Source organism: Streptomyces sp. NPDC043952 (genome assembly GCF_056435325.1).
Window position 1 is genome coordinate 132,017 of record NZ_JBWKES010000014.1, and the last position, 20,175, is coordinate 152,191.

At 73.3% G+C, this 20,175-nt stretch carries 21 protein-coding genes; 6 read left to right on the forward strand and 15 right to left on the reverse strand.

The window, feature by feature from the left end; genetic code table 11:
* Nucleotides 1-12: 12 nt before the first annotated feature.
* From AC069R_RS18455 to AC069R_RS18465, 3 genes are all read right to left on the reverse strand, one after another.
* Nucleotides 13-450 carry a Fur family transcriptional regulator gene (locus tag AC069R_RS18455; RefSeq protein WP_478767839.1) on the reverse strand — a complete coding sequence of 146 codons (438 nt, stop codon included), beginning with the start codon at nt 448-450 and terminating at the stop codon, nt 13-15.
* Nucleotides 451-819: 369 nt separating this feature from the next.
* Entirely contained in the window at nt 820-1,557 is a 738-nt protein-coding gene (locus AC069R_RS18460; protein ID WP_478767840.1) for a hypothetical protein, read from the reverse strand.
* Nucleotides 1,558-1,674: 117 nt separating this feature from the next.
* Nucleotides 1,675-2,376, reverse strand: a complete 702-nt coding sequence (locus tag AC069R_RS18465; RefSeq protein WP_478767841.1) for an acetate uptake transporter — start codon at nt 2,374-2,376, stop codon at nt 1,675-1,677.
* Nucleotides 2,377-2,963: 587 nt separating this feature from the next.
* On the opposite strand from AC069R_RS18465, the gene AC069R_RS18470 reads away from it, so the two are divergent.
* Nucleotides 2,964-3,788 (forward strand): trypsin-like serine peptidase, encoded by an 825-nt coding sequence (locus tag AC069R_RS18470; protein WP_478767842.1) that lies wholly within the window; start codon nt 2,964-2,966, stop codon nt 3,786-3,788.
* A gap of 390 nt (nt 3,789-4,178) precedes the next feature.
* Here the strand turns inward: AC069R_RS18470 and AC069R_RS18475 are convergent, their stop codons facing one another.
* Nucleotides 4,179-4,490 (reverse strand): hypothetical protein, encoded by a 312-nt coding sequence (locus tag AC069R_RS18475; protein WP_478767843.1) that lies wholly within the window; start codon nt 4,488-4,490, stop codon nt 4,179-4,181.
* Nucleotides 4,491-4,593: 103 nt separating this feature from the next.
* Entirely contained in the window at nt 4,594-5,181 is a 588-nt protein-coding gene (locus AC069R_RS18480; RefSeq protein ID WP_478767844.1) for a TetR/AcrR family transcriptional regulator, read from the reverse strand.
* An 86-nt stretch (nt 5,182-5,267) separates the two neighbouring features.
* Between AC069R_RS18480 and AC069R_RS18485 the strand changes: the two genes are divergently transcribed.
* Nucleotides 5,268-6,197, forward strand: coding sequence for an SDR family oxidoreductase (locus AC069R_RS18485; RefSeq protein WP_478767845.1), 930 nt, complete (start codon nt 5,268-5,270; stop codon nt 6,195-6,197).
* Nucleotides 6,198-6,752: 555 nt separating this feature from the next.
* Here AC069R_RS18485 and rox read toward each other — a convergent pair.
* Nucleotides 6,753-8,186: a rifampin monooxygenase gene (rox, locus tag AC069R_RS18490; protein ID WP_478767846.1), complete on the reverse strand. Its 1,434-nt coding sequence runs from the start codon at nt 8,184-8,186 to the stop codon at nt 6,753-6,755.
* Between the two features lie 329 nt (nt 8,187-8,515).
* On the opposite strand from rox, the gene AC069R_RS18495 reads away from it, so the two are divergent.
* The gene (locus tag AC069R_RS18495; RefSeq protein WP_478767847.1) at nt 8,516-9,322 is read left to right on the forward strand and encodes an SGNH/GDSL hydrolase family protein; all 807 of its coding nucleotides are present in this window, start codon (nt 8,516-8,518) and stop codon (nt 9,320-9,322) included.
* Nucleotides 9,323-9,349: 27 nt separating this feature from the next.
* Here the strand turns inward: AC069R_RS18495 and AC069R_RS18500 are convergent, their stop codons facing one another.
* The 9 genes from AC069R_RS18500 to AC069R_RS18540 all read right to left on the reverse strand — a co-directional run bounded on the left by AC069R_RS18500 (nt 9,350) and on the right by AC069R_RS18540 (nt 17,636).
* Entirely contained in the window at nt 9,350-9,598 is a 249-nt protein-coding gene (locus AC069R_RS18500) for a hypothetical protein (protein ID WP_478767848.1), read from the reverse strand.
* Nucleotides 9,585-9,842 (reverse strand): DUF6400 family protein, encoded by a 258-nt coding sequence (locus tag AC069R_RS18505; RefSeq protein WP_478767849.1) that lies wholly within the window; start codon nt 9,840-9,842, stop codon nt 9,585-9,587. Before AC069R_RS18505 ends, AC069R_RS18500 begins: the two co-directional genes overlap by 14 nt.
* Before the next feature lie 276 nt (nt 9,843-10,118).
* Complete coding sequence (gene rpmG, locus AC069R_RS18510; RefSeq protein ID WP_478767850.1) at nt 10,119-10,283, reverse strand: 50S ribosomal protein L33; 165 nt, start codon at nt 10,281-10,283, stop codon at nt 10,119-10,121.
* Between the two features lie 128 nt (nt 10,284-10,411).
* Complete coding sequence (locus AC069R_RS18515; protein ID WP_478767851.1) at nt 10,412-11,368, reverse strand: hypothetical protein; 957 nt, start codon at nt 11,366-11,368, stop codon at nt 10,412-10,414.
* 77 nt (nt 11,369-11,445) lie between these two features.
* Nucleotides 11,446-12,732 (reverse strand): FAD-dependent oxidoreductase, encoded by a 1,287-nt coding sequence (locus AC069R_RS18520; RefSeq protein WP_478767852.1) that lies wholly within the window; start codon nt 12,730-12,732, stop codon nt 11,446-11,448.
* A gap of 78 nt (nt 12,733-12,810) precedes the next feature.
* On the reverse strand, nt 12,811-13,950 hold the full coding sequence (locus AC069R_RS18525) for an XdhC family protein (RefSeq protein WP_478767853.1): 1,140 nt from the start codon (nt 13,948-13,950) through the stop codon (nt 12,811-12,813).
* Complete coding sequence (locus tag AC069R_RS18530; protein WP_478767854.1) at nt 13,943-16,078, reverse strand: xanthine dehydrogenase family protein molybdopterin-binding subunit; 2,136 nt, start codon at nt 16,076-16,078, stop codon at nt 13,943-13,945. The genes AC069R_RS18525 and AC069R_RS18530 overlap by 8 nt, the downstream gene beginning before the upstream one ends.
* On the reverse strand, nt 16,075-17,067 hold the full coding sequence (locus AC069R_RS18535; protein ID WP_478767855.1) for an FAD binding domain-containing protein: 993 nt from the start codon (nt 17,065-17,067) through the stop codon (nt 16,075-16,077). The genes AC069R_RS18530 and AC069R_RS18535 overlap by 4 nt, the downstream gene beginning before the upstream one ends.
* A complete protein-coding gene (locus AC069R_RS18540) occupies nt 17,064-17,636 on the reverse strand; it encodes a (2Fe-2S)-binding protein (RefSeq protein ID WP_478767857.1) in 573 nt (190 codons plus the stop codon). The genes AC069R_RS18535 and AC069R_RS18540 overlap by 4 nt, the downstream gene beginning before the upstream one ends.
* Nucleotides 17,637-17,924: 288 nt before the next feature.
* Here AC069R_RS18540 and AC069R_RS18545 point away from each other — a divergent pair, with 288 nt between their 5' ends.
* The 3 genes from AC069R_RS18545 to AC069R_RS18555 all read left to right on the forward strand — a co-directional run bounded on the left by AC069R_RS18545 (nt 17,925) and on the right by AC069R_RS18555 (nt 20,158).
* Nucleotides 17,925-18,494: a TetR/AcrR family transcriptional regulator gene (locus AC069R_RS18545; RefSeq protein ID WP_478767858.1), complete on the forward strand. Its 570-nt coding sequence runs from the start codon at nt 17,925-17,927 to the stop codon at nt 18,492-18,494.
* Nucleotides 18,495-18,675: 181 nt separating this feature from the next.
* Nucleotides 18,676-18,831 (forward strand): DUF6131 family protein, encoded by a 156-nt coding sequence (locus tag AC069R_RS18550; RefSeq protein WP_086807291.1) that lies wholly within the window; start codon nt 18,676-18,678, stop codon nt 18,829-18,831.
* A 223-nt stretch (nt 18,832-19,054) separates the two neighbouring features.
* Nucleotides 19,055-20,158, forward strand: a complete 1,104-nt coding sequence (locus tag AC069R_RS18555) for a PP2C family protein-serine/threonine phosphatase (protein ID WP_478767897.1) — start codon at nt 19,055-19,057, stop codon at nt 20,156-20,158.
* The last annotated feature ends 17 nt before the right edge of the window (nt 20,159-20,175 follow it).

The following is a 20,175-nucleotide window of genomic DNA, read 5'->3' on the forward strand; positions in this document are numbered from 1 at the left end:
GGAACCAGGTGCTCAGGAACTGCGGCCGGTGGAACAGTCGGGGCATACGCCCCAGTAGACGACCTCGGCTTCGTCGATGGCGAAACCGCGGTCGTCGGCGGCGGTCAGGCAGGGCGCTTCGCCGACGGTGCAGTCGACGTCGGCGACGGCCCCGCACGACCGGCACACGAGGTGGTGGTGATTGTCGCCGACGCGCCCCTCGAACCGGGCCGGATGGCCGGCCGGCTCGATGCGGCGCACGAGACCCGCCGCGGTGAGCGCGTGCAGCGCCTCGTAGACGGCTTGCAGGGATATATGGCCTACGCGGTCACGGACCCCGGAGGCGATCGCCTCGACACCGAGGTGGTCGCCGTCCCGGACCGTCTCCAGCAGCGCGACGCGAGCCGCCGTCACGCGCAGGCCGGCACCGCGCAACTCCTCCGCGGTGGTCGGAGTCGGGGAGGCGGTCATGAGGCCGAACCTACTCTCACAAACACGAGGGATTCAAGAAAACGAACAATGCAATTCTGGTCGTCCGCCGGTGTACGGCGTTCACCTCCGCGTTCACAGCTGTGAGCTTTGCTCCGCGTGCGGGCCGCCCTGGGTCGGCGGCCGCGCGGGGGCACACACGGATCATGCGCCCCACCCCACTCTCCCCGGACAGGACGAGCCGAACCCTCCACCGATCGGGTGAGAGGGGCCCTGGGCGATGCCGATGCACTCTCCCCTGGGGCCTTCGCCGCGCCGCCGGCGCGGCAGGGTTCGCGGTGGTAGGCGGCCGGTTCGCGGTGGTAGGCGGCCGGTTCACTGTGGAGGGCGGCCGGCCGAACCGCCCGCCCCTCACCTGAGGACGTTCACGGCGCGGGCCACCACCAGGCCGACGGTCACCAGGGACACCGACGACTGGAGCATCATCAGCATCTTGGCCCACCGGGACAGGGGCATCACATCGGTCGGGCTGAAGGCGGTGGCGTTGGTGAAGGAGAGGTACAGGTAGTCGAGGAACTCCGGCTCCCAGTCCGGGGGCGCCATGTCGGGGCTCTGCATCTGGACGAAGAGGAAGTCGGCGTACTGCCGCTGCCCGCGCACCCGCGCCATCGGGCCGCCGCGGTCCGACTCCCAGTACCAGAGCGCGAAGACGATGACGTTGGTGAACCAGATGACGCCGCCGGCCCGCAGCAGCGACACCGCGTCCTGGCCGCCGACGCCATGCACCAGGTCCCACACCAACCGGCCCGCCGACCAGCCGTTGGCCAGGCTGATGACGCCGATCAGGAGCAGCCCCAGCCAGCGCCACCATATCGTGCTCGGCTCCACCCGCCGGGGATTGGCCGCCACCAGGGCGGCCAGCAGGACGAGTTCCAGCACCGGCAGGACCCAGACCGGACGCAGCAGCACGAGCCGGTGCGGCAGGACGAGTTGCAGGGCGACCGCCGCCAGCATGACGGTGGTCACGGCCCAGCGCGTCTCGCCCCGCGTCGCCCGCCGCCACGCCGGCTGAAGTCCGCGCTCACCGCTTTGCAGCAGCCGTTCGATCCTGGCCAGTCGGCCCTCGGCGTCGTCGTTGTCCTCGCTCATGCCGGACATTGTCGCGGGCGCGGGGGGCCGGGTGACGGCCGGGACGGCGCGGCGCGCGCGGGTACGGCGAGTACACCGACGCACCCGTGGCGGGGTACGGCGGTCACGCCGCCCTCGTCAGACGGGTCGCTCGTCCTGCCGCACCCGTTCGCCCGGCGTGGTCCGGCCCGGCACCGAGCCGACCGGGAGCACGGTGCGCCCGTGCTTCTCGTTGATGACGCCGGCCGCCGACGCGTACCAGGCGGCGAGTCCCGTGAGGATGCCGAACCAGCCGCCCACCACGGTCATGACGTGTCCGGCGCCGCCCTGGAACGACCCGATGGCCAGGAACAGGAAGGTCAGGGTCAGCAGCACGAACACCGCGAGCACAGGGAGGCTGACGCGCAGGGCGCCCACGGTCATGTAGGCGGTGAAGATCGCCCATCCGAGCAGGAACAGGCCCAGCGCGTTGTGCGCGTCACCGGCGAGCGCCACACGCGGTGCGATCCACCAGTAGGACAGCCAGAAGGCGGCGAAGGAGACGAACGCCGTCGCACCGAAGGTGTTGCCCCGGCGGAACTCCATGAGGCCCGCGGCGAACTGCGCGAGGCCGCCGTAGAACAGGGCGAGACCCAGGACCGGCAGGATGCCGGCGGTCTCCTTCAGCAGATTGGTGTTGACGATCGACAGCAGCAGAGTCGTCAGGGCGAAGCCGGCCAGGCCCAGGGGGGCAGGGTCGGCCCAGGCCGGTGCGCGCGGGGCCGCCTCGGCCGCGGCCGCGCCGGGCGGGTCCGCGCCGGGCGGCTGCTCCGGGTGCAGGCTCCTCGTGTCCTCGTTCATAACCGGCATCCCTTCGACCAATGGTCAGCAGGGCCGGGGGCCCTTGCTCGCCGAGCCCGCAAACATGCTGGTCAGTGCCCCCGAGGCGGGCTGTGACACTCGCGTGCCACGTAGATACACCTGTACGGAATGTACCCATTTACTCCGGTTCATAGCATTTGCATCTCGCACGGTTTCGCCGCCGACGTCTCCTCGCTTCGCCGACCGGGGCCTGAGCAGGGGCGGGGCGGCATCGCAGCCGCTCGCCGCGCGGGTCGACCGGCGTCGCGGCCTTCCGTGGTGCGTTCTTTCGCCGCGCTGCCCTCGGGCCTAGGGTGAACCGTCATGTGCCCCTGCTCCGAAGGGAACTGATGGTGCGTAGGGTTCCCGGCTTACGCCACCTCGCCGTCTGCACGGCCGCACTGCTGCTGGCGGGCGGCCCGGCCGGGGCGGCGTCGGCCGCGTCGGCGGCTTCGGCGGCTTCGGCGGCTTCGGCGGCTTCGGCGGCTTCGGCGGCTTCGGCGGCTTCGGCGGCTTCGGCGAAGGGTACGGGGGCCGGCCCGAATCCGGTCGCCGCCCGGCTCGACGCCTACTGGACGGCGGCCCGTATGACGGCCGCTCTGCCCGCCGACACCGTGCAGGGTTCCGGGACGGGCCCGGCCCTCTCCCCCGCGGTGGACGGGCCCCGGCCGGGCGAGTACATTCCGCCCAGCCGGAGCTTCGACGGCATCCCGCAGGCCGGCACCTTCTTCTGGACCGACGCCCAGGGCACCGGCCGTACCTGTAGCGGCTCCGTCGTCCGGGGCCCCGGGCACGACCTGGTCCTCAGCGCGGGCCACTGCCTGAAGGGCTACTCCGGCACCGCCCCGCAGCGCCGCCTGGCCTTCGTCCCCCGGTACCACGACGGGGTCAAGCCCTACGGGGTCTTCCCGGTCGGGGCGAACGGCGTCTACGTGCCGCAGCAGTACTACGACCTGGGCGAACACGCGGGCGCCGCCTACGACTTCGCCTTCGCGGTGACGGAACCCAACCAGGACGGGACGAGCTTGCAGGACGCGGTCGGCGGGGTACGGCTGCTCACGGGGACGGGGTACCACCACGCGCCGGTACGGATGATCGGCTACCCGGCGGGAGCGGAGAAGCCGCTGGAGTGCTGGAGCCGGACCACGAGGTGGGCCAGCGACGATCCGGCCGATCCGGGGACGTTCCCGCGCATCGCCTGCGACGCCTTCGTCGGCGGTACGAGCGGCGGCCCCATGCTCGTGCCGTGGTCCGGCGGGTGGGCGGTCGTCGGTGTGATCGGCGGGTACCACACGGGCGGCAACACCCCGCAGGTCTCGTACAGCGCGTACTTCGGCTCCGCGACCCGCGCGCTGTACGACGCCGCCGTCACCGGGGCCCCGCCTGCGGGACCGGGCGGCGCGCGGGAGTGACGCGGGGGCCGGGAGCCGGCGTCCCCTACGGATACCCCGAGGCGAAAGACCGGGGTCCGTCCCTGATGTGCGGCCGGTGACGGGCCGTCACTCTTGGATCCTCGGGCTGGACGCGGCAACTCACCCTGCGCGGCGCGGAACACGCCTCGTTCACCGACGCGGAGGCGCTTCTGCCCCAGCTGGGCCTGCCGGCGTCCGTCCTGACCGCTGACCTCGGCACGATCGCTCCGGCCACCGCGATCCGCACGACCGAGGCGTATGTGGCGGCGTACTTCGACCACTGGTTGCGCGGCCGTGACGGACGGCTGCTGGAGAGACCGTCACCGATATACCCGGCCATGGAGTTCGTGCGCTGACGGCGCCGACGGGGACGGACGCGGGGAGCCGGTGTCAGCCCTGACCGCAGGAGGCGGGCGCGTACCGGGCCAGCTGGTCCTTCACCCACGGATCGTACACGGCCAGCCGGTGCTTGGCCGCGGGCACGAACTGCGCCAGCTGCCCCTCGATCCAGGGGTCGAGCCGGTGGGTGTCACGCTGCGCGGAGCAGACGTGGCCGCCGGTCTGGCTCGCGGTGGTGCGGGCGGGGAGGTGTGCGGCGTTCTGCGGAGCCGCCGCCGCGGTCCCGGCGGTGGCGAGCAGGGCCCCGCCGAGCAGCGCCGCCGAGGCGCCGACCGTACCCGCGTGCCGTACCAGCTTGATCATGACGTTCTCCTTCCTGTACGGCCGGTGACGAGCCCTGGGCGCCCTGTATCGATCTGCCCTGTTTTGCGGCTCGACCAGCCGGTGGGAGCGCCTACCCCACCCGTCACACCTCACTCATCGGAACGTTTCCGCCCCTGGCCACGGACCTGAGATCGTCGAGCGATTCCCGCGCCAGCAGGGTCAGCGGACGCGCCTCGTCGGCGGTGATCCAGCGTTCGAAGGCCACCTTGAAGACGGCGACGCCGGTCTCCGCGGTGAGACTGGCGGCCGGTTCCGGGACGCCGCGGCGGCGGAGGGTGCCGGTGAGGGCGGCGGCCAGGGAGGCAAGCTTGATCAGTTCGCGTTCCCGCAGTTCCGCGGTCGCCGAGATCACGGCGTGGCGCTTGCGGGCGAAGTCGCGCCGTTCCTCGAACACCGCGCAGACCGCGTCCAGGCCCGCCGCCATCGCCTCGATCGGCGCGGCCGAGGGCGGGGCGTCGGCGACCGCCTGCGTGAACATCTGCTCCAGTTCGACGGCGCCGGAGAACAGAACCTCGCGCTTGTCGGCGTAGTGCCGGAAGAACGTGCGCTCGGTGAGTCCCGCGGTCCTGGCGATCTCCGCCACGGTGGTCTGCTCGTACCCGCGCTCGCCGTACAGGTCCAGCGCCGCCTTCGCGAGGCGCTCGCGCGTGTTCGGCTCCCATCTGCCCATGGCCCGAATCCTACGCGATGACAGCGACTGACATCAGTGCTAGCGTCGATGTCAGTAACTGACATCAACATGTCTGGGGATCTCTCATGCGCATCTTCGTGACCGGGGCGTCCGGCTGGATCGGTTCGGCCGTCGTACCGGAACTCATCGACGCGGGTCATCAGGTCGTCGGCCTGGCCCGTTCCGACGCCTCCGCCGACGCGCTCACCAAGGCCGGCGCCGAGGTCGTCCGCGGCACCCTGGACGACCTGGACGTCCTGCGCGCCGCGGCCGCCGGCTCGGACGGCGTGATCCACCTTGCGTTCAAGCACGACGTGGCCTTCTCCGGCGGCTTCCAGAGCGCGGCGGAGGCCGACCGCAGGGCCGTCGACGTGCTCACCGAGGCGCTCGCCGGCAGCGACCGCCCGTTCGTCCTCGCCTCCGGGCTGGCCGGGCTCAATCCGGGGCGGGTGGCGACGGAGCAGGACATGCCGGTGATCGAGGGCGACTCGCCGGTCCTGATCCGCGCGGTCACCGCGCAGGCCGTGCTCGCGTGTGCGGAGCGCGGTGTGCGCTCGTCCGTGGTGCGGCTCTCCCCCACCTGCCATGGCGAGGGGGACAACGGCTTCATCGCCGCTCTGGTCGGCATCGCGCGGGACAAGGGCGTCTCCGGCTATCCCGGTGACGGCGCCAACCGGTGGCCGGCCGTGCATCGGCTGGACGCGGCGCGGCTGTTCCGGCTCGCGGTCGAGAAGGCCCCGGCCGGCACCGTGCTGCACGGGGCCGCCGAGGAGGGCGTGCCGCTCCGCGAGATCGCACAGGTGATCGGCCGTCAGCTGAAGCTGCCGACGGTGTCGGTGGGGGCCGAGGAGCTGGCCGGGCACTTCGGCTGGATGAGCGGCTTCGCCGGCCTCGACGCGCCCGCGTCGAGCGCCGCCACCCGCGCCCTGCTCGACTGGGACCCGACCGGGCCGACCCTCCTCGCCGACCTGGAGGCGGGTTACTACTTCCGGGCCGCCGAGGACGGCACCGTCTGACACCCGAGGGCGGCCCCCTGGGCGTGTGCACCCACGGGGCCGCATCTCGGCCCTCCCACGGCTCGCCTCGCAAATCCCGTTGCAGGGATCGGAGTTCGAGGGTCAAGACTGGCTCCAGGCTCGGATTCGTCAGTGCGGACGACGACGCCCTCGTCGCGTGCCTGGGCGACCCGCAGCGGGCCGTCACGGCGAACCGGGAGCTGCCGCGCCGGGGTGTACGGGCGACGGGCGCCATCCGCGCCGGGCCCCGCCCCGGAACCCGGCGGTCCGCGCGGCTTGTCGCCGGTTCCAGGGTCGCCGCCTTCCACGCCCTCGCCTGCGTCCGCTGCAAGGGGACGCCTGCGCGCCGGGAGCGGACCGGGTCCTCGGGCCCGCGCTGCGGCACCTGGCCCGCGACCCGGATCCGCATGTGCGGGCGCTGGACGTCGAGTTGGTGGGCAAGTCCGTGCACGCCGAGAGCGGCGCCCTCCTCGCCCTGCGAAGGACGCGGGACCGCGATGCGAGCCCGGCGGGCGAGGCCCCGCACTCCCGAGCGCGCGTAGGGGCCGGCCGCAACTAACGGGGTGAGGCGGGGGTGCCGAACCACGTCGGCAGTCGTTCGGCGAGGTCGGAGGGGTCCTCGCCCGCCCAGACCACATGGCCGTCGGGCCGCAGGAGCACGGCGGGGGCGTCCAGTTCGTCGCTGCCGTCGACGACGTGGTCGATCCGGTCCGCCCAGCCGGTCACCGACAGCCGGCCGGTCCGGTCGAGCAGCAGGCCGCGGCCCTGGTGCAGCAGCTCGTACAGGCGTCCCTGCTTCAGCGGCAGGTCCGGGAGGCGGCGCCCGAGGAGTTCGTGGCCGTCGCCGAAGTCGTAGCGGATGCCGGTCGCGATGATCTTCTCCGTCAGGCGGCGGTTCACCTCCTCGATGTCCATCAGTTCCGTCAGCAGCCGGCGCACCGCCCGCGCTCCGGGTTCGAGGGAGACCAGTTCCATCTGGGCGCGGGTGTTGTCGAGCACGTCGGCGGCGACGGGATGGCGCTCGCGCTCGTAGGTGTCGAGCAGCCCCTCGGGGGCCCAGCCGGCGAGCTGGGCGGCCAGTTTCCAGCCGAGGTTGAAGGCGTCCTGGATGCCGAGGTTGAGGCCCTGTCCGCCCATCGGCGGGTGGACGTGGGCGGCGTCGCCGGCCAGCAGGACGCGGCCGGCCCGGTAGCGCTCGGCCTGCCGGGTGCCGTCGCCGAAGCGGGAGAGCCAGCGCGGCGCGTGGATGCCGAAGTCGGTGCCGGCGACGGCCCGCAGTCGCCGCCGTACCTCGTCCAGGGTCGGCGGGGCCGTGCGGTCCTCGGCCACGCCCTCGGCCGGTACGACGAAGCGGTACGCGCCGTCCCCGAGCGGTCCGACACCGAACCGGAGCTGGGTCTTGCGGACCTCGGCCACCACGGCGTCCACCTCTTCCGGCGAGGCGGTCAGCCGTGCCTCGCCGAGCAGCGTGTCCACACGGGAGGGCTCACCGGGGAAGGCGATGCCGAGCAGCTTGCGCACCGTACTGCGGCCGCCGTCGCAGCCGACGAGGTAGCGGGAGCGCAGCCGGGTGCCGTCCGCCAGTGCGGCGGTCACCCCGTCCTCGTCCTGGCTCAGGGCGACCAGTTCGCGGCCCCGGCGGATCTCGGCGCCCAGTTCCGTGGCGCGCTCGGCCAGCAGGCGGTCGGTGGTGGGCTGCGGGATGCCGAGGACGTAGGCGTGCGCGGTGTCCAGGCCCGTCGGTGACGGCTTGCGGATGCCCGCGAAGAAGCCGCCGAGCGGGTACCGCTTGCCCTGGGCGAGGAAGCGTTCCAGCAGGCCGCGCTGGTCCAGCACCTCGATGCTGCGCGCGTGCAGCCCGAGCGCCCGGACGATCCGGGTGGGCTCCGCCTCCTTCTCCAGCACGACGGTGCGGACGCCGTGCAGCCGCAGCTCGGCGGCCAGCATCAGACCGGTCGGTCCGCCGCCCGCGATGATCACGTCAATCATGGAATTCCCTCACCCACAGCAGGCGTCCCACCTGCGGTTCGCCGTCCGGAGCGGCGATTGTGCGGCATGGGAGGGGCCTTGCCGCAAGGCCCCCCACCCGCTATAAGTTGAAAGTGGCAAGGAGTACGTACTCCTTGCCTTTTCTGTTTCCGCTCGGCCGTACGGGTGGCGTCCGTTCGGGTGAATTCCGGGCGGGCTGCGGGCCGACGGCCCCACGTCTCGCCGCCCTCCAGCCCGAGCCCCCGCCTCGGGCGCATTGACGGAGTGGATTGTCAAGGTCGCGGACCGTGACGAGGCGGGGGTGTCGCGGCTCCGCGATAAACGGGGGCATGAGACCGTTCCGCATCCAGTCCTGGGCCGCCGCGGTGCTCCTCGCGGGCGCCTGCACCCTGGCCGGCCCCGCCAGCGCACCGGCGGCACCGAACCGGGCGGCCCTGGACTACGTGGCGCTCGGGGACTCCTACTCGGCCGGCGTCGGCGCCGGGGACTACCTCCCCGAGGACGCGAGCTGTCTGCGCAGCCGCCGGGCCTACCCCGCCCTGTGGGCCGCGGCGCACGCCTCGTCGTTCGCGTTCGCCGCCTGCAACGGCGCCAGGACCGGCGATGTGCTGACCAAGCAGCTCAGGGCGCTGAGCGGCCGTACCAACCTGGTCAGCGTCACCGTCGGCGGCAGTGACGCGGGCTGGGCCAAGGTGATGGGGATCTGCGCGCTGCCCGGCACCACCGCGTGCCTGAGCGCCATCGACACCGCGCGCGCCTACGTCGACAAGACGCTGCCTGGGAACCTGGACCGGCTCTACTCGGCGATCAGGGGCAAGGCGCCGGCCGCCCGTGTCGTGGTGCTCGGCTACCCGCACTTCTACCAGCTCCACGGCACCTGCACGCGTGGGCTTGAGGACAAGGAGCGGGCGGCGCTCAACGCGGCCATCGACCACCTCGACGGCGTGATCGCCCAGCGTGCCACCGGCCACGGGTTCGCGTTCGCGGACGCCCGGAGCGCGTTCGGCGGGCACGAGATCTGCTCCGCGGGGCCGTGGCTGCGCAGCGTCGAGGTGCTGGACCTCACCGAGTCGTACCACCCCAACGCCTCCGGGCAGTCCCTCGGCTACCTGCCCCTCTTCAGCCGCGCGGCCTGAACCCGGCCCGCCCGGCGGCCGGCGAGGTCAGCGGTCCTCCGGGGCCCGGTTCGGGCGGCCCCGGCTCGCGCCGAAGCCCGTCTCGTGGTCCCAGACGTGGGTGCAGGTCGGGCACTGGAGGTGGAGCATGCTGCCGGTGTTGGACAGCAGATAGCGCCAGTGCCGTGTGCACCTGCGGCGTTCCCCGCAGGTGGCACAGCCCTGGTGGTCCGAACAGTTCGGGCAGGTCACCCAGGCGCGCCGGCCGATGTCCGCTTGGGGATCAAGCGGTAGCACGGCCGTCTCCGCGCTCGGGCAGGACGCCGGCGGCCACCAGCTCGTCGTAGATGCGCTGCTGCTCCTCGTCGAGGCCCGAGTAGAGCAGGTCCCGCGCCGCGTCCTCGTCCCGCAGCGCCGTGACGGGGTCCCAGGTGGGGCCGACCGCGTCCATGACGTGGGCGCGCCGGAGCATTTCGTGGGCGGTGAGGTCGACGGAGAACTCGACCGGCTGGGCGGACGGAGCGGGGTCATAAGCGGACATACATACGAACTTAGGGAGCCCTTCCCCGCGGCGACAAGGGCGGGTGGGGGACATCACAGCAGGCCGGTGCCGCCGCATGGCGACCGGCCCGGTGCCGCCGCTCGCGGAACCGGGCCGGTGGGCCATCGGGAATGCCGGGATCGCCCCGGCGGGTCAGCGGACCTCCGGGATTGCGGGGGTCACCCCCCGTAGGGGCCAGCGGACCTCCGGGATTGCGGGGGTCACCCCCGTAGGGGCCAGCGGACCTCCGGGAATGCCAGGGCCGCCCCCGGACGGTCAGCGCTCCTCGCGGAACGGGACGTGTTCCCCGGCGACCGGGTCGTACTTGCGCAGGACGAGCCGGTCGGGGTGGTTGAGACGGTTCTTCCGCGTCACATAGGTGACGCCGGTCCCGGCCGTCGACTTCAGCCTGACGACGGGACGCGCGGTGCTGCGTGCCATGGGGTGCCTTTCCGCCCGGCCCTCGCTTCCGCCCTCGCCGGGCTCTGTGCCGAGCATGTCAATCACGGACAGGCCAACGAGCCCCCGGCCCCGGATATTCCGGCGCTCCGGATATTCCGGCCCCGCCCTCACAAGCCGACGGTCGCCCTGCGCTGCGCCTGGTCGAACTCGGCGAGGGCGTCGCCGCCGGTGCTCCAGGGCCAGGACGTGACGATGCCGCCCAGGGCCTCGAAGACGGGGGCGGCGTCGCGGCGCCGGTCGGCGGCCATCAGGGCGTAGGCGAGCAGGTTGAGGTCGGCGAGCGCCCTGGCGTGCCGGAGGAATCCCGGCTGGGGCCAGGTGTGGGCCACGCGGTCGAGGGCCTGGGCGGCCATGGCGTGGGACCAGTGGTTGCGGGCCACCAGGGCCTCGAACCCGCCCCGGCCGAGGACGGAGTGGTACTGGAGGACCTGGGCGGTGAGTTCGACGCCGGCGCAGGGGGCGTTCGCCGGCATGCGGGCGCACAGGGTGTCCACGAACTCCAGGACCTGGATGCGCGAGCCGCCCTCCTCCGGGCTGAGGTAGCCGAGCATGGCGAGATAGGCCTCGCGGTTCCAGCGGTCGCGGGCGAGCACCTCGTTCCAGACGCCGAACGCCTGGGGCTGCGCCCAGCGTTGGAGGCGGGCCACCTCCAGCAGCACGACCCAGGGGGTGGGGTCGTCGGGGGCTGTCCCGGCGGCCCGCAGACACAGGTCGGTGGCCTCGGAGGCGTCCTCCGGGCGGCCCTGGGCACGGGCGTCGGCCACCATGGTCCAGGCGTGCAGCACGAGCGCGTCGGCACTGCGGGGCTCGCGCGCGGCCCAGGAGCGCGGCAGGTGCGACGCGGTCAGGAAGTCCGCCAGCACACCCATGCGGTGGGTACGGCGGTCCCAGTCGCCCTGGTCCTGGTCGAGCAGGCGGGTGATCTGCGCCGCGCACAGGTCGGTCGTCGCGATCGTCCCCGTCCGGGTGGTCGCCCGCAGGGACTTGAGAAGTCTGCCCAGCTCCTGATCGTCCAGCTCGGGAGCCAGACGGGTTCTCCTGCGGCGACTTGAAAGAAAAGCCATGGGGGGAGGCTAGGGGTGTTCGCCCCTTGCACAAGGGCCGCGCCAAGATCGTTATGGATTACCCCGCTTACCCGCGGTTACCTGTGTGTCCGCTCGGCGTCGGCTGTCCGGATCGCCGCCGCGGGTGGCCGCTCGCGCAGGGCGCCGTACGCGATGAAGCAGGCGGGAAGCCTGCGCAACCGCCGTGATCCGGCGAGCAGATGGGCGACGCGCCGGGCCCGGTCAGCGTCGCCGAGCGGTGGCCGCCCCTCCAGCACGGGGCGGATGAGCCGGGCATGGGCCAGCCGCTGGAGCGTCTGGGTGGCGACCGTGGTGGGCCGGCGACGGCGCTGCACCCCGCGCAGTTCACGCTCGCTCACGGCACCCCGGCGCAGCGGGCGGGCGAGATGGCGGGCGGTGGCCACGGCGTCCTGGACCGCGAGGTTGATGCCGATGCCGAAGACCGGGGACATGGCGTGGGCGGCGTCGCCGATGCACAGCAGTCCGGGGCGGTGCCAGCGGCGCAGCCGGTCCAGGCGTACGTCGAGGAGCTTGACCGCGTCCCAGGAGCGCAGGGCGTCGGTGCGGTCGGCGAGCCAGGGCACGGCGGCGGTGAACTGGGCCCGGAACCGGTCGAGTCCGGCGGCGCGGCGGCTGCCGTCGGTGCCCTTGGGGATGAGCGCGGCGCACTGCCAGTACTCGCCGCGGTCGATCATCGCGGTGAGGAAGCGGTCGCCCGCGCCGCCGACCAGCCCGCTCGGATCGCCGGTGCGGCGCGGCAGCCGGAACCACCAGGCGTCCATCGGGCAGGCGAAGGAGCGCGGGCCCAGCTCGGGCCGGGTGCGGGCGAGCGAGCCGCGGCCGTCGCAGGCGACGGTGAGCAGGGCGCGCAGTTCGCCGGTGCGGCCGTCGGCGGTGCGGTAGCGCACGCCGGTCACCCGTCCCGCCTCGGTCAGGAAGCCGGTGGCCTCCGTGTTCATCCGCAGCTGGAAGGAGGGTTCGCGGCGGGCCTCGTCGGCGAGCAGGTCGAGGAGGTCCCACTGGGGCACCATCGCCACGTAGTTGTAGGGGCCGCGCAGTACGGACAGGTCGGCGACGGTGACCTCCGGGCGGCCGGGGTCGACCGGCAGCCGCACGGTGCGCACCCGGCGCTGCGGCAGCCGGGCGAACCGCTCGGCCAGGCCCAGGTCGTCCAGCAGCGCCAGGGTGGAGGGGTGGACGGTGTCACCGCGGAAGTCGCGCAGGAAGTCGGCGTGTTTCTCCAGCACCGTCACCTCGACGCCGGAGCGGGCCAGCAGCAGGGCGAGCACCATGCCCGCGGGGCCGCCGCCCACCACACAGCACGTGGTCCGCTCGGCAGCGCTGCCGGTGCCTGCCGTGTCCATGCCGGTCCCGCCCTTCGCCGGAGCAGTAATTCATCGTTCGATGAAAACCTTATTCCTCTTGTACCCACCGTCCCCGTCTCACACGCCCGCCGCCACGGCGGGCGGCCGGTCCCGGTGGATCGGTGCCCGGCCGCCGGTCAGCGGGGCACCGGTGCCGCCCCGCCGGGCGGCGACGATCTCCGCCGCGATGGACAGGGCGGTCTCCTCGGGTGTGCGGGCGCCCAGGTCGAGGCCGATGGGTGAGCGCAGCCGGGCCAGTTGGCGCTCGCTCACGCCCTCCGCGCGCAGCCGCCGCGCCCGGTCCTCGTGGGTGCGCCGCGAGCCCATCGCGCCGACGAACGCCACCGGCATGCCGAGGGCCACCTTGAGCAGCGGTACGTCGAACTTCGCGTCGTGGGTGAGCACGCACAGCACGGTCCGCGCGTCGGTCGCGGTGCGCCGCAGATAGCGGTGCGGCCAGTCGACCACCACCTCGTCGGCGTCGGGGAAGCGGGCCGGGGTGGCGAAGACGGGGCGGGCGTCGCAGACGGTCACATGGTGGCCGAGGAACTTTCCGGCCCTGGCCAGCGCCGCGGCGAAGTCCACCGCTCCGAAGATGATCATGCGCGGGGGCGGTACGTCGGACTCCACCAGCAGGGTGAGACCGCCGGGGCAGTGCGAGCCGTCCGCGGCGACCTCCACCGTGCCGGTGCGGCCCGCCTCCAGCAGGGCGCCCGCCTCGGCCACCGCCGTCCGGTCGAGGTCCGCGTGCCCGCCGAGCGTGCCCTCGTGCGCGCCGTCGGGCCGCAGCAGCAGAGCCCGGCCCAGGAGCTCGTCCGGGCCGCGGGCGACCCGGACGAGGGCCGCGGGTTCGCCGCGGGCGGCGAGCGCGAGGACGGCGGCGAGGACCGGCCGGACGGGTGAGCGCGCGCCCACCGGAGCGACCAGGATGTCGATCACCCCGCCGCAGGTCAGCCCCACGGCGAAGGCGTCCTCGTCGCTGTACCCGAACCGCTCGACGACGCTCCGCCCGCTCTCCAGCGCCTGCCGGCACAGGTCGTAGACCGCGCCCTCGACGCAGCCGCCGGAGACCGAGCCGATGACGGTGCCCGCGCGGTCGACGGCGAGGGCGGCGCCGGGCTCACGCGGGGCGCTGCCGCCGACCGACACCACGGTGGCGACGGCGAACTCCCGCCCCTCGTCCAGCCATTGCGTCAGCTCGGCGGCCAGGTCAAGCATCCGGCGCCCCCGCGGCGAGGACCCGTTCCGGGCTGATCGGCAGGTCGCGGTGGCGGGTGCCGGTCGCGTGCCAGACGGCGTTGGCGACGGCGGCCGCGGCGCCCACGATGCCGATCTCGCCGATGCCCTTGACGCCGACCGGGTCGTCCGGGTCGTCGTCCTCGATCCAGTCGGCCTCGATACGCGGGACGTCGGCGTGGCTGGCGACGTGGTAACCGGCGAGGTCGGCGCCGACGAGGCCGCCCGAGGCCCGGTCGCGCAGCGCCTCCTCGTGCAGGGCCATGGAGATGCCCCAGACCATGCCGCCGAGGAACTGGTTGCGGGCGGTGAGCGGGTTGATGATCCGGCCCGCGGCGAAGATGCCCAGCATGCGGCGCACGCGCACCTCGCCGGTGGTGACGTCCACGGCCACCTCGGCGAACTGGGCGCCGAAGGAGTGCCGTTCGGCGGCGGCGAGGGCGCCGATGGCCGCGGTGGTGTCGGAGCGGACGGTGATGCCCTCGGCCGGGATGTCGGCGCCGAGGGCGAGCCGCTCGCGCAGTTCCTCGGCCGCGAGCTTGACCGCCCAGGACCAGGAGCGGGTGCCCATCGAGCCGCCGGCGATCATCGCCGGCCCGAAGGCGCTGTCGCCGATGCGGACCCGGACCCGCTCGGGCGCGGTGTGCAGCGCGTCCGCGGCGACCAGTGTGAGGGCGGTACGGGCCCCGGTGCCGATGTCGGCCGCGGCGATCCGGACGGTGAAGGTGCCGTCCGGGTGGGCGGTCGCGGTCGCGGTGGAGGGTGCCGCGCCCGCCTGGAAGGAGGCCGCCGCGGCGCCGCTGCCCAGCAGCCAGCGCCCGTCCCGGCGGGCCCCCGGTCGCGGGTCGCGGTCGGCCCAGCCGAACCTGCGGGCGCCCTCGCGGAAGCAGTCGGCGAGCCGGCGGCCGGCGAACGGCAGGCCGGAGACCGGTCCCCGCTCGGCGTCGTTGCGCAGCCGCAGTTCGACCGGGTCGAGCCCGCACTTCTCGGCGAGTTCGTCCAGCGCGGACTCCAGCGCGAAGGACCCCGGTGCCTCGCCCGGAGCGCGCATGAAGGTGGGGCTCGGCACGTCGAGCCGTACCACGCGGTTCTCGGTGCGGTGGGCGTCGGCGTCGTACATCACCCGCGCCACCCCGGCGCTCGGTTCCACGAACTCGTAGACGGTGGAGGTGTGGCTGAGGGCGCGGTGTTCCAGGGCGCGCAGCCGTCCGTCGGCGTCGGCGCCGAGCCTGACCCGCTGGACGGTGGGGCTGCGGTGGCCGGCCAGCGTGAACATCTGACGGCGCGTCATGACCACGCGTACAGGGCGCCGCAGCACGCTGGCGGCCATCACGGCGGCCACCTGGTGGGCGCGCACGCCCTTGCTGCCGAAGCCGCCGCCGACGTGTTCGGAGCGCACCCGCACGCTGGCGGGGTCCAGCGAGAACAGGTTGGCGAGGTCGCCCACCACCCAGTTGGCGCCCTGGTTGGAGTCGAAGACCTCCAGGCGGCCGTCGTCCCAGTGGGCGGTGGCCGCGTGCGGCTCCATCGGGTTGTGGTGCTCCTCGGGGGTGGTGTACTCGGCGTCCAGCACCACTGCGGAGGCGGCGAGTTCGGACTCGATGTCGCCCTTCTCCGTCACCGCGGGCATGACCCCGTCCACCGGATAGGCGTCGGGGTGCGCTGCGGTGAACTCCGTTGCGTGCGGCTCCGGTTCGTAGTGCACCACAAGCGACTCGGCGGCCTCGCGGGCCTGTTCGGAGGTCTCGGCCACGACGAGCGCCACCGGCCAGCCCAGGTGCGGCACCCGGTCGTGCTGGAAGACGGCGCAGGTCGGGTCCGGCCGCATGCCCAGCAGACTGCCGAACTCGGTGTTCAGACGCAGGGCGTTGCGGTGGTCGAGGACCGCGAGGACGCCGGGCATGGCGAGCACCGCGTCGGTGTCGAGGGCGCTGATGCGGCCGCGGGCGACGGTGGAGAGCGCCAGCCAGCCGTGGGCGAGGTCGGCGAAGGGGATCTCGCCCGCGTACCGGGCGGCGCCGGTGACCTTCTCGACGCCCTCCACGCGGGTGCGGGCGGTGCCGACGGACGGCGTGCGGGTGGCCGTCCCGGTGTCGGTGACGGTGGTCATCGGGCCACCTCCTCGGCGAGTTCGGTGAGCACGGCCACGACGAGGTTGCGCATGAGGGTCACCTTGTATCCGTTGTGCGGCAGCGGCCGGGCCGCGGCCAGTTCGGCGTCCGCAGCCGCGGCGTAGGTCTCGGGCGCGGCCGGCGCCCCGGTCAGCACCTCTTCGGCGGCCAGGGCACGCCAGGGCCGGGAGGCGACCGCGCCGAAAGCGAGGCGCGCCGCGTGCACGACGCCGTCGCGGACGTCGAGGGCGGCCGCGAGGGAGCCGATGGCGAAGGCGTACGAGGCGCGCTCGCGCACCTTGCGGTAGCGGGAGCGGGCCGCGACCGGCGCGGGCGGCAGGACGACGCCGGTGATCAGCGCGCCGGCCGGCAGGGCGGTCTCCAGGTGCGGGGTGTCGCCGACCGGGAGGTAGAACTCCGCGAGCGGCAACTCGCCCGGTCCGTCCGCGGTTTCATAGTGGACGACGGCGTCGAAGGCGGCGAGCGGGACGGCCATGTCCGAGGGGTGCACGGCCACGCAGTGCTCGGAGGCACCGAGGATCGCGTGGTTGTGGTGCTCGCCCTCGACGGCGGGGCAACCGCTGCCCGGAATCCGCTTGTTGCAGGGCTGGGCGACATCGGTGAAGTAGCCGCAGCGGGTGCGCTGGAGCAGATTCCCGCCGACCGTCGCCATGTTGCGCAGCTGCCCGGAGGCACCGGCCAGCACCGCCTGGGCCAGCGCCGGGTAGCGGCGGCGCACCTCGGGGTGGGCGGCGAGGCCGGCGTTGGTGACGGTGGCGCCGATGCGCAGGCCGCCGTCCGGCGTCGACTCGATCGCGTCCAGCGGGAGTTCGCGGATGTCGACCAGTCGGGTGGGGCGTTCGACGCCCGTCTTCATCAGGTCCACGAGGTTGGTGCCGCCGCCGAGGTAGCGGGTGTCCGGGTCGGCGCCGAGCAGGGCGACGGCGCCCGCCACGTCGGCGGCCCGCCGGTAGTCGAACTCCCTCATGCCACGACCTCCTCGGACTCGGTCGCGGCGCCCGCGCGCTCGCCGTCCGCCGCCGCCCTGGCCACCGCCTCGACAATGGCGACGTAGGCGCCGCACCGGCACAGGTTGCCGCTCATGCGCTCCCGGATCTCCTCGGCGGTCAGCGGGGGTGGCCCCGCCTCCGGCCGGATATCGTCGGTGACGGCGCTCGGCAGGCCCTCCGCGTGTTCCCGGAGCATCCCGATCGCCGAGCAGATCTGTCCGGGCGTGCAGTAGCCGCACTGGTAGCCGTCGAGTTCGAGGAACGCCTGCTGCACGGGGTGCAGCCGGCCCCCCTCGGCGACGCCTTCGATCGTGGTGATCTCCCGCCCCTCGGCCGCCACGGCGAGTTGCAGACAGGCAAGCGTTCTGCGCCCGTCCAGCAGGACGGTGCAGGCCCCGCATTGCCCTTGATCGCAGCCCTTCTTGGTGCCGGTCAGGGTGAGGCGTTCACGCAGGGCGTCGAGCAGGGTGGTGCGGTGGTTGACGGGCAGTGTGAACTTCTCGCCGTTGATGTGCAGGGTGATGACACTGGACGTCGAGGGGGCCATGGCAACTTCTTTCGCATTTCCAGAGAACACATGGGGTGCAGAGCCGTTGTATGCCGAGCCGTTGGTATGCGGAGCCGTGGAGTGCAGGGGCCGAGAACGGCCGTAGCGGGGCCGGTGCGGATCGCCGTGGTGGGGGGGCGGCGGCCTGATGGCTGCCATGGTGGCGGTTCCGCGGCTATCGTGGAGTCAACCGGACAACTGTCCGTTACCTTGGAAACGTAACGGACACCTGTCCGCTTAGCAAGGGCGAGGTTCGGCCACGACCCTCGGAGAGGACGAGTGCCGCACATGAAGGACTCACCACGGCGCTCGGACGCGCAGCGCAACCGGGAGCGCATCCTGGAGGTGGCCCTCACCGAGCTCTCGCGCTGCCCGGACGTCCCGCTGAGCGCCATCGCCCGCAAGGCGGGCGTCGGCCAGGGGACCTTCTACCGCAACTTCCCCAACCGCGAGGCGCTGGTCCTGGAGATCTACCGCCACGAGATGGGGCAGGTCGCGCAGAGCGCGGCCCGGCTGCTCGAGACCCGGCCGCCCGCGCAGGCCCTGCGCGCCTGGATGGACCGGCTCTCCGAGTTCGCCATGGCCAAGGCCGGTCTGGCCGCCGCGATCCGGCAGGTCACCGGCGCACCGGGCGGCCCGGCCAAGCCCGCGCACACCCCGGTGACCGACGCGGCCGCGCTCCTGCTGCGGGCCAACGAGGAGGCCGGCACCATCCGGCCCGGCGTCACCGCGGACGACTTCATGCTCGCCATCGCCGGGCTGTGGCAGCTCGACCCCCGCGAGGACTGGCGACCGCGCGCCACCCGGCTCCTGGACCTGGTGATGGACGGCCTGCTCCGGGGCGCGCCCGCGAACTGACCGCCGGGTGCCGCCGCGCTCACGGCCCGGCGGGAGAACACGGCCCGACGGGAGAGCAGGGCCCGGCGGGAGAGCAAGGCCCCGCCGACGGAACCCGCTCAGATTTTCGCGTCCCGGATGATGACTCGGCGTAGTTCGGGGCACCCGGTCACCAGGAACATTCGTCGACAGGAGGCGGGCCATGATCGCCCTCGGCATCATCTTGCTCATCGTCGGATTCCTCACCGGGATATCCATTCTGTGGACCATCGGGATCATCCTTCTGGTGGTCGGCGCGGTGCTGTGGATCCTCGGGTCGATGGGGCACGCGGTCGCCGGCCGCCGGCACTACTGGTGAACCGTTCCCCCGGCCGGGCACCCCGGTTCCCCGGCACGGCCCGATGGCCCCCGGAAACCGGAACATGCCGCTGACTGGAGCAATGACCGGTGCGGCGTGGACCCGCGCACCAGGCTGGATTCTCGTCCAGCCCGTGTGACAGGAGTCCCGTGTGCGCAGTCCACGTCGCCAGCCGGAAGTCGGTGCCGCCACGCGGACCGGACCGCCGGCGCCTCCGGGCTGGATGCGCTGGCTTCCGGTGCTCTACGTCGTAGCCGTACTCATCCTCGAACCGATCACGCCCGTCGACTGGCCCGTGAGCTTTCTGCTGGTCGCCCTCCCGCTGGTGACCGCGTTCGCCCACGGGCCGCGCGCGGTCGCGGGCGCCACGGTCTTCGCGGTCGTCATGGAGGGGGTCCTGGCCGGCACGCCGTGCTGCGCGGGCCGTCCGGTCGGCTATCTGTGGGACCGCCATTACGTCGCCGACTACGTCTGCACGGCGCTGGTGGGCGCCCTCGGCACGATCCTGGCCGCCCACCGCATCCGCCGCGAACGCACCCTGGCCGACGTACGGTTCGTGGCCGACATCGCGCAGCGGGTGCTGCTGCGGCCGCTGCCGCAGCGGATCGGCAACCTCCTCCTGGAGAGCCTCTATCTGTCCGCCGCCGCCGAGGCGCGCATCGGCGGCGACCTCTACGAGGCGGTCCCCACCGCCTTCGGTGTACGGCTGCTCATCGGTGACGTGCGCGGCAAGGGACTGCTCGCGGTGGAGACGGCCGCGGCGCTGCTCGGCGCGTTCCGCGAGGCCGCGCACGACGAGCCCGATCTCGCCGCCCTGGCCCTCCGCATGGAGCGCAGCATGACGCGCCGGGCCGAGCACCTCGGCGGCAGCGAGATCGGCGAGCGGTTCGTCACCGCGGTCTTCGCCGAGATCCCCGCCGACGGCCGGGTCATCCGGATCGTCAACTGCGGCCATCCGCCGCCGCTGCTGATCCGCGCCGACGAGGTACGGGAACTCGATCGCGGCTGCTCCGGTCCCCCGCTCAACCTCGGGGTGCTGCTTCCGGAGCCGCACCACGTCGACAGCTACCCCTTCGAGCCCGGCGAGCAGCTGCTGCTGTACACGGACGGCGTGACGGAGACCAGGAACGCGTCCGGCACTTTCTACCCCCTGGCGCAGCGCCTGCACTCCTTCGGCCCGCTGTCCCCGCACGAGCTGCTGGAGCGGCTCCACCACGATCTGCTGGCGTACAGCGGCGACAGCCTCCAGGACGACACGGCGGCCCTCGCGGCATGCCTGCTCGCCGACGACGGAATCCACGCCGCCCACCAGCCGCACCAGCCCTAGCCGAGCCATCCGACCCC

Coding starts and splice junctions, on each gene's coding strand:
- AC069R_RS18455 (WP_478767839.1), bottom strand. CDS start 450: ATGACCGCCTCCCCGACTCCGACCACCGCGGAGGAGTTGCGCGGTGCC.
- AC069R_RS18460 (WP_478767840.1), bottom strand. CDS start 1,557: ATGAGCGAGGACAACGACGACGCCGAGGGCCGACTGGCCAGGATCGAA.
- AC069R_RS18465 (WP_478767841.1), bottom strand. CDS start 2,376: ATGAACGAGGACACGAGGAGCCTGCACCCGGAGCAGCCGCCCGGCGCG.
- AC069R_RS18470 (WP_478767842.1), top strand. CDS start 2,964: ATGACGGCCGCTCTGCCCGCCGACACCGTGCAGGGTTCCGGGACGGGC.
- AC069R_RS18475 (WP_478767843.1), bottom strand. CDS start 4,490: ATGATCAAGCTGGTACGGCACGCGGGTACGGTCGGCGCCTCGGCGGCG.
- AC069R_RS18480 (WP_478767844.1), bottom strand. CDS start 5,181: ATGGGCAGATGGGAGCCGAACACGCGCGAGCGCCTCGCGAAGGCGGCG.
- AC069R_RS18485 (WP_478767845.1), top strand. CDS start 5,268: ATGCGCATCTTCGTGACCGGGGCGTCCGGCTGGATCGGTTCGGCCGTC.
- rox (WP_478767846.1), bottom strand. CDS start 8,186: ATGATTGACGTGATCATCGCGGGCGGCGGACCGACCGGTCTGATGCTG.
- AC069R_RS18495 (WP_478767847.1), top strand. CDS start 8,516: ATGAGACCGTTCCGCATCCAGTCCTGGGCCGCCGCGGTGCTCCTCGCG.
- AC069R_RS18505 (WP_478767849.1), bottom strand. CDS start 9,842: ATGTCCGCTTATGACCCCGCTCCGTCCGCCCAGCCGGTCGAGTTCTCC.
- rpmG (WP_478767850.1), bottom strand. CDS start 10,283: ATGGCACGCAGCACCGCGCGTCCCGTCGTCAGGCTGAAGTCGACGGCC.
- AC069R_RS18515 (WP_478767851.1), bottom strand. CDS start 11,368: ATGGCTTTTCTTTCAAGTCGCCGCAGGAGAACCCGTCTGGCTCCCGAG.
- AC069R_RS18520 (WP_478767852.1), bottom strand. CDS start 12,732: ATGGACACGGCAGGCACCGGCAGCGCTGCCGAGCGGACCACGTGCTGT.
- AC069R_RS18525 (WP_478767853.1), bottom strand. CDS start 13,950: ATGCTTGACCTGGCCGCCGAGCTGACGCAATGGCTGGACGAGGGGCGG.
- AC069R_RS18530 (WP_478767854.1), bottom strand. CDS start 16,078: ATGACCACCGTCACCGACACCGGGACGGCCACCCGCACGCCGTCCGTC.
- AC069R_RS18535 (WP_478767855.1), bottom strand. CDS start 17,067: ATGAGGGAGTTCGACTACCGGCGGGCCGCCGACGTGGCGGGCGCCGTC.
- AC069R_RS18540 (WP_478767857.1), bottom strand. CDS start 17,636: ATGGCCCCCTCGACGTCCAGTGTCATCACCCTGCACATCAACGGCGAG.
- AC069R_RS18545 (WP_478767858.1), top strand. CDS start 17,925: ATGAAGGACTCACCACGGCGCTCGGACGCGCAGCGCAACCGGGAGCGC.
- AC069R_RS18550 (WP_086807291.1), top strand. CDS start 18,676: ATGATCGCCCTCGGCATCATCTTGCTCATCGTCGGATTCCTCACCGGG.
- AC069R_RS18555 (WP_478767897.1), top strand. CDS start 19,055: ATGCGCTGGCTTCCGGTGCTCTACGTCGTAGCCGTACTCATCCTCGAA.